The organism is Sphingobacterium deserti, from assembly GCF_000757725.1.
Taxonomy (GTDB): domain Bacteria; phylum Bacteroidota; class Bacteroidia; order Sphingobacteriales; family Sphingobacteriaceae; genus Sphingobacterium; species Sphingobacterium deserti.
The window spans coordinates 177,125-183,268 of the sequence record NZ_JJMU01000066.1 but is presented as its reverse complement, the minus strand read 5'-3'; the positions used below and the strand labels follow the sequence as shown (position 1 = coordinate 183,268).

The following is a 6,144-nucleotide window of genomic DNA, read 5'->3' as shown; positions in this document are numbered from 1 at the left end:
CCGCCATTTTTTATGACGGGGTTCTTTTTTTTAAAGACCTTTTTAGACAGCCTCAACTATTCACTAATTTTCCCTTGTTCTAAAAGAGACATGGTTATTAATCTGTGAAGTGATCACAGCACGAGAGGACCCTGTTCCTGTCGTCTGTGACGCATTGTAAAGGCGCGCGCAATTCGGAGTTGTCAATTGCTGCTCACAAGGTAAGTCTGCAGGATCAACTGGACCTGGAACCGGAGTGGTGCCAGCTGCATTCATTTCGAACCAATATTGCTCTTGGATTGCTTCTTTGTCATTGTTAGACATAGCAAATGCGGAGAATCCAATGATCGCTAATGCTGCGCCTGCAGCAACTAGCTTTTTTATTTTATTTAATAACTTCATAAATCTGGTCTTTTTTGTAGTAGCAAAAAAAGAACTAAAAAACTTTACTAAATTGTTTGTCAGCTATCATCTTTATCGAGCATCAGCCGATATTTCTGCTCGGCTCGATCTTTAGCATCGAGCTATGCTTTCCAAAAAATATTTCTACCGGCCTACCCGGGAATAGTGCATGTTTTCGATTGTGTGGATTTGTTTTCATAAGCGATTGTATTGTTTAGTTGTCTTCTTAAGGCAAAATTAGATAGGAAATGCAGCGATATAACTGACACTTTTTATGGAGTGCAGCTCCATTTTATATGTTTTCTCCATTTCTGATGAAAGTTGTGTGCCACTTTAGAAATGGAACGAATTTTTATGTGGAAACTAGCGCGTTGGGCGCGAGTTAGTCAAAATTTCCCTCGCTTTGTATTTTTTGGAGATACTCCCTAGTGCTCATGCCGGTTACCCACTTAAAGAGTCTGTAAAATGTTCGATCATCGCGAAAGGATAGAAGCTCGCAAATTTTAAGGACGGAAGTTTTCTGAATAAGTAGAGGATAGGACTTCTTAATAAGATAGTGCTTTTTGTATGCAGTCAGTGTTAAACCTTTTTTTGATTTGAAAAGTATGTTGAGTTGCTGCGTACTCAGCGGTAGATCTCGGCCAAGGGATTCTATACTAAATTCCATTCCCTTAGCGTCCACACCGTTTTCTATCATTTTCATAATCGTTTCTGCAGAAATAGCATGCTGTCGATGAATGCTTTTCTTCTTGTCAATCTTTTCCTTGGACAGACGAATTAGAAACTGTAATTGGCTCAAAACATAAACTTGACTATCCCATTTTCCCTTTGTTAAATCCCGGCCGAGCTGTTGGATGAAGGCTGTAGTAATAGATCCTGCTTGGAAACTTTCTGAGATAGCAGGCAGTGGAGATTTCGTCTTGTGAGCGATACGAAGTTCTTCTAGAAAATAGGTGTCTTTCTCTGGTAATCCATCCAGACAACCTACATCAAAGTAAAATCCGAAAATTTGTGTTGTCCCGGGATTGATGTGCAGCTTATAATTTCCGATGGGAAGGTAGGCATAAACTGCGTTCCTTGGGTACAATTTAAAATACGTCTGATTGCTCTTGCCTTTTAATTTTATACGACTTTTTCCTTGTAGGAGATAGACAGCGAAAAGATCGCTAATTTTAACATTGATGTCTAAAACGAGCGGTTGACTGAGAACGAGCTCGACATGGTGCAGATAACCATATCTTCCTTTGTACTCCTGCTCAAAAATTGATTGTTCACCCACTTTACGATAAGTAGTAGCTGCTTCGTTGAGCATAATTGTTCTACCAGAATTTTTTTGCCTCTTGTCTGCGGAAACGGAGCCAAATATTTTATCAACATCTATGTAGGCACTTTTCTTCATAGTTGGCATTGGATTTTGGGTAGGGAAATCGTCGCCCAATTTCATGAAACCAACATTTAGTTGCAAATTTTTTCCGTTAAGTGGCTTTTTATAAACGTTTGTATGCATTTGATAGTAGACTTAGGGTTTTAGGAGTCTTTTATCATTTAACGTGTGGCATATCCCATTTGACGGAGATTTTTTGTAATTGGTTTCTAAGCTTCACAAGTTTGTCCTGTTCGCTCGAGGGCTATCGAACCTAGTCGAAGAGTGTGAACGATCCTTTAAACAACAAACAATGACAAAGCAAAGTAAACAGGAAGCTGCAGGAATGTTGCTCCGCAAAACGCAAATGCCTGAAGCATTTTTAAGTTCAGTTTTTATGCCAGAGCCGACCGATCCACCAAAGGAGCGAAAATGTCCAATTGAAATCCTGTAACCCAAATTTTTGATGTGTGCCTTCGGGCACCATCATATTTAAATCTGAACTTTATGCATACCATAGACTTTTACTATAAACATCCCAACTTCGGCAAGATTCTTAGGGATCTAAAAAGCGAATTCACTAAACCTGATGCAACGCTGTTGGCTGATTGGTACCGCTTCGAGAAAAATATTGCCAAGCAGTTTCCCAAAGCAGGAAAGGACTGGCTTTTTTGGCAATTTGAACAGGCTTGCCTCAATCAGATGCTAGCCGTAGAGGAAACCACCTGTCAACTTTTACAAAAGAAGATGTCAAAATCAATTATTCCCGATAGTTACTTAAGAGTGCCAGGCATTGTGGCGACATTTCATTTTGCGTCCTATCGCATTTTGGGGAAATGGTTAGCGCTTTCGCGTAGGAGATTTATGTTAATCGTATCAGATCGTGTCAAAGATGATCAGGAAGATCTTTTTTACCGCGAAGTTAAAAGCTGTAATCCTGATCCAGATGGTTTTTTGGTAGCTAGTGCAAATGATCGACGATTAATTTTTAAAATTCGTAACGCTATTTCAGAAGGATACCACATTATGATCTATGTTGATGGCAATGTGGGAAGTAGGAGTGATGTCCTTGAAAATCTTCCGTTCTTTAAAACGCCCGTTAAGGTTCAGATTGGAGTTGAACGTATTGCAAAGATGCTAAACGTTCCAATTTATCCAATTATCGCTAACCGAACGGCAGCCTCATTAGGATTTAAGTTGTTAACTCCTATATTTGCTTTTGATACTGCTGGAGACATTAGTGATTTAGGGTCAATTACTGGGAAATTATTCAATATTTTAAGCGCTGATTTACAGATTCATCCTTACCTCTGGGAAAATTGGTTCTATTTGGATGAATTTTATTCCTAATAAATCCATGTTATATTGAATTAATGTTAAATCGCTAGGTGTTTACATTTCGATTTTATATATTTCAACCCTAATGCTTCTTAGTTAAAGCAACCTAGACGTTTTCCTTGATCGCAGTATTGTGCTCGATCAATTTCTTACTAACTGACGAGAATGAGAAATAATTATTTGCGTTTTCGGTCAAAGATACTTCCCGTATTGCATGTGACCAGTTGGATAATATATCTTTATTTTAGCTTTCATCTAAATGAGAGTAAATTTGGCACAGGGTTGTTAAGTATTGTGCTCTTTCCGCTTTACGCCGTTACTTTCTACAGCTTTTATTATTGCCTAAACTTATTTTTTGATCACCGAAAGCCGCTTCTCTCAGGATGCGGATTTTTTTTGCTGATTTTGCTCATCATACCACTAACCTACTGCTACATCAATATTTTCTTAGCAAGAATCGGCTTAGAAGTCCAAGATCACTCTGTTCCATTTCGTTGGTCTGAATTTGCTTTGTCAACGTACTTGGGAACTTTTCGAATAACAATGTTCGCAGGGTTAGTGTTCTTGATTTGCTCGGTTTTAAAAAGTAATCGGTTGCTTGCAATATTGAGAATGCAAAATCGTGATTTAAAATTTTCGAGGTTAAGTACACAACTAACCTCACATACGCAATTTGACCTTCTGCATAAGCTATTGGCGAAATTCACAGGAATAGGCGCTGACTTTGAACGGTATGTTGAACAATTAGCAGGTATGCATGAATATACCGCGACAGGTGTCGATAGAAAACTGGTGCCCCTCGCAGTTGAGCTCGAGCAAATGGAAAGCTTAGCTGCGATGTATAGTGAAGCCTATTTCACTTCCAAAGCAGACTGGCTCACTATACATGGTGATATAAGTGAATTTTTCGTACCTCCTATGGTATTGGTTTCACTTTTTGAGAACATTTTAAAGCATAGCGATTTTACAAAAGCTGATTCCATCTCAATTAAAATTAGAGCTTTCGAAAACACCCTCCTGATTTCGAGCGAGAATTATATTGGCAAAACGGTTTCCAGTCATTCGATGGGGATTGGCAATAATAATCTAAAAGCGAGGTTGGAACTGATTTTCGAAGAAAATGTTATCTATACTACCTGTGTGCGGGAAGGCCGTTATGTGACCAGTATTACAATACATTATTCCTGAATCTTAAACAACAAACTATAAAAACATGAGAACTTTAAATCTATTTATTATTGATGATGACCCTATTGCTATTGAACATTTAAAAGTACTTATTGCAAAAACGCCGTACCGTTTCGCTGGTAGCAGCATGGATGCTAGGCAAGCAATTTTAGAGATTGAAAAGATTGAGGTGGATATCGTTTTTTTGGATATGCAGATGCAACCTTTATCAGGATTAGACGTCGTTCCTCAACTTCCTAAGCATGTTAAGGTTATCTTTTGCACATCTTTTCGCGAATGTGCACACCAAGCTTATGACATCTATGCATCGCACTATTTGCTTAAACCGTTTGGCTTTGTTAGGTTTTATGACGTACTCAGTAAAACCGTCGCAACTGTTGACAAACTCTCATACTTAGGGGAAACTGAAATTAAACGAAAATTTCAATTTTTTGGGTCAGGTCTCAAGGGTTCATATGAAAAATTTTGGTATAATGATTTCGTCTATGCGCAGTCATTCGGAGACAAGACAATTATCAATTTTAAGGATGGCAATTCGCACACGCTAAATCAACGAATTGGAAAACTACTTAAGAAATTACCTACAACACACTTTGCACGAATAAGCAATGAAGTATTCATCGCCCTACACGCTATTGATAGGATTGGCAATAGCAAGGCTTTTGTAAATATTAATGGCAAAGTGGAAGGTTTAGATATGGGTATCGATTACGCAAAAGAAATAATGCGTTGGGTATCTGATAATTCCTAACCTTACAACACACAGCTATTTCAATGAAATAAAAGGTTTGAATAGCGAAGGAATGCCTATTATTTACAGATGTTCAGGCTTTGCTTCTCCACTAAATTTCTCTTAACTTATCAGCTAATCGTACTGCTTTTTCGATTGGCCTGCCTATCTATTTATCGGACTTACCTTAAAAAAAGTGCTTTATGAAAAATTTGGATTTCGAAAAACTCTACCAAACACTACTTAATGATTTATATACGATCAACGATCCTCTTGTTAACTCCATAATAGATTTTCCAGGATCATTACGAACGACCGTTAAAACAATGGATATATTGTTAGATATGATTCGTAGTTATTCGTTCACTGATGATCGCGAAGAGATTTATTTCTTTAAAGTGGTTAAACCGCGGTTTCAAGCTTGGCATATTTATGTGGTCGAACTCTATCATATCATGTCACTGATACCTGTTGGAACTGATCAAATGATACATAAATATTATGTAAATGAGCTTAAGATAATTGACCGATTTTTTAAACGCTATGCATTTTATTATCAATACTACCTAGCAGGGGAGGTCTCTCGAGACAATGACTTCTTTCTTCGACGGAATTTGAAAGACCTTCCTCCTGAACACGAAATATCGAGTAAATTAACAGGTTTTGCGACAAGTATGGATTATCTCTTTGCAAAATTCAAGGCATTTGAAATGCTGCGCGACTGCCTTGCCCGCCGAACAAAGGACCTCTTGAAAAGCAGGAATATTGATCGCCTCGAAGTTGAATTGCGTGAGCAAAAGCGCTGGTGGTCGGGGAACAAGATCGAGTTAGTTGAATTAGCGTATGGATTGTATCACTCTAAAAGAATAAACGGTGGACGGGCTGAAGTTGGGGAAATTATAGCTTGGCTTGAAGAAAGTTTGAACGTCGACCTTGGTCAGTCTTACCGTATGTTCATAGACATTAGTCGTCGGAAAGTAGTCAGCCACACCAAATTCATTGATGAAATGCAAAACGCACTTGATTCCTACATACAATCACAATACGGACCTCGAATCCCAATACGAAAATAATCGCCTTAGTTAACGTGCTTCTGCTGAACCACATTCTTTTTGATGTTCAGCAGAAGCTATTTTTTATGATG

The 6,144-nt window shown here is 38.2% G+C and carries 7 protein-coding genes; 5 read left to right on the top strand and 2 right to left on the bottom strand.

The features are described from left to right. Positions 1 to 63: 63 nt before the first annotated feature. Both DI53_RS18205 and DI53_RS20110 read right to left on the bottom strand, forming a co-directional pair. The gene (locus tag DI53_RS18205) at positions 64 to 381 is read right to left on the bottom strand and encodes a hypothetical protein (RefSeq protein WP_037503174.1); all 318 of its coding nucleotides are present in this window, start codon (positions 379 to 381) and stop codon (positions 64 to 66) included. A gap of 382 nt (positions 382 to 763) precedes the next feature. After that, positions 764 to 1,825 carry a helix-turn-helix domain-containing protein gene (locus tag DI53_RS20110; RefSeq protein ID WP_037503171.1) on the bottom strand — a complete coding sequence of 354 codons (1,062 nt, stop codon included), beginning with the start codon at positions 1,823 to 1,825 and terminating at the stop codon, positions 764 to 766. Positions 1,826 to 2,057: 232 nt separating this feature from the next. Here DI53_RS20110 and DI53_RS20420 point away from each other — a divergent pair, with 232 nt between their 5' ends. The 5 genes from DI53_RS20420 to DI53_RS18180 all read left to right on the top strand — a co-directional run bounded on the left by DI53_RS20420 (position 2,058) and on the right by DI53_RS18180 (position 6,073). After that, positions 2,058 to 2,198 carry a hypothetical protein gene (locus DI53_RS20420; protein ID WP_157836801.1) on the top strand — a complete coding sequence of 47 codons (141 nt, stop codon included), beginning with the start codon at positions 2,058 to 2,060 and terminating at the stop codon, positions 2,196 to 2,198. A 53-nt stretch (positions 2,199 to 2,251) separates the two neighbouring features. Further along, on the top strand, positions 2,252 to 3,094 hold the full coding sequence (locus DI53_RS18195; RefSeq protein ID WP_037503168.1) for a lysophospholipid acyltransferase family protein: 843 nt from the start codon (positions 2,252 to 2,254) through the stop codon (positions 3,092 to 3,094). Between the two features lie 600 nt (positions 3,095 to 3,694). Further along, positions 3,695 to 4,270 carry a LytS family sensor histidine kinase gene (locus tag DI53_RS20220; RefSeq protein WP_131555378.1) on the top strand — a complete coding sequence of 192 codons (576 nt, stop codon included), beginning with the start codon at positions 3,695 to 3,697 and terminating at the stop codon, positions 4,268 to 4,270. Between the two features lie 25 nt (positions 4,271 to 4,295). Then, complete coding sequence (locus DI53_RS18185; RefSeq protein WP_037503162.1) at positions 4,296 to 5,021, top strand: LytR/AlgR family response regulator transcription factor; 726 nt, start codon at positions 4,296 to 4,298, stop codon at positions 5,019 to 5,021. Positions 5,022 to 5,203: 182 nt separating this feature from the next. Continuing rightward, positions 5,204 to 6,073 carry an RteC domain-containing protein gene (locus tag DI53_RS18180; RefSeq protein WP_037503159.1) on the top strand — a complete coding sequence of 290 codons (870 nt, stop codon included), beginning with the start codon at positions 5,204 to 5,206 and terminating at the stop codon, positions 6,071 to 6,073. The last annotated feature ends 71 nt before the right edge of the window (positions 6,074 to 6,144 follow it).

Excerpts from the sequence above, each read along its gene's own strand:
- DI53_RS18205 (WP_037503174.1), bottom strand. The coding sequence starts at position 381 with ATGAAGTTATTAAATAAAATAAAAAAGCTAGTTGCTGCAGGCGCAGCA.
- DI53_RS20110 (WP_037503171.1), bottom strand. The coding sequence starts at position 1,825 with ATGAAATTGGGCGACGATTTCCCTACCCAAAATCCAATGCCAACTATG.
- DI53_RS20420 (WP_157836801.1), top strand. The coding sequence starts at position 2,058 with ATGACAAAGCAAAGTAAACAGGAAGCTGCAGGAATGTTGCTCCGCAAA.
- DI53_RS18195 (WP_037503168.1), top strand. The coding sequence starts at position 2,252 with ATGCATACCATAGACTTTTACTATAAACATCCCAACTTCGGCAAGATT.
- DI53_RS20220 (WP_131555378.1), top strand. The coding sequence starts at position 3,695 with ATGCAAAATCGTGATTTAAAATTTTCGAGGTTAAGTACACAACTAACC.
- DI53_RS18185 (WP_037503162.1), top strand. The coding sequence starts at position 4,296 with ATGAGAACTTTAAATCTATTTATTATTGATGATGACCCTATTGCTATT.
- DI53_RS18180 (WP_037503159.1), top strand. The coding sequence starts at position 5,204 with ATGAAAAATTTGGATTTCGAAAAACTCTACCAAACACTACTTAATGAT.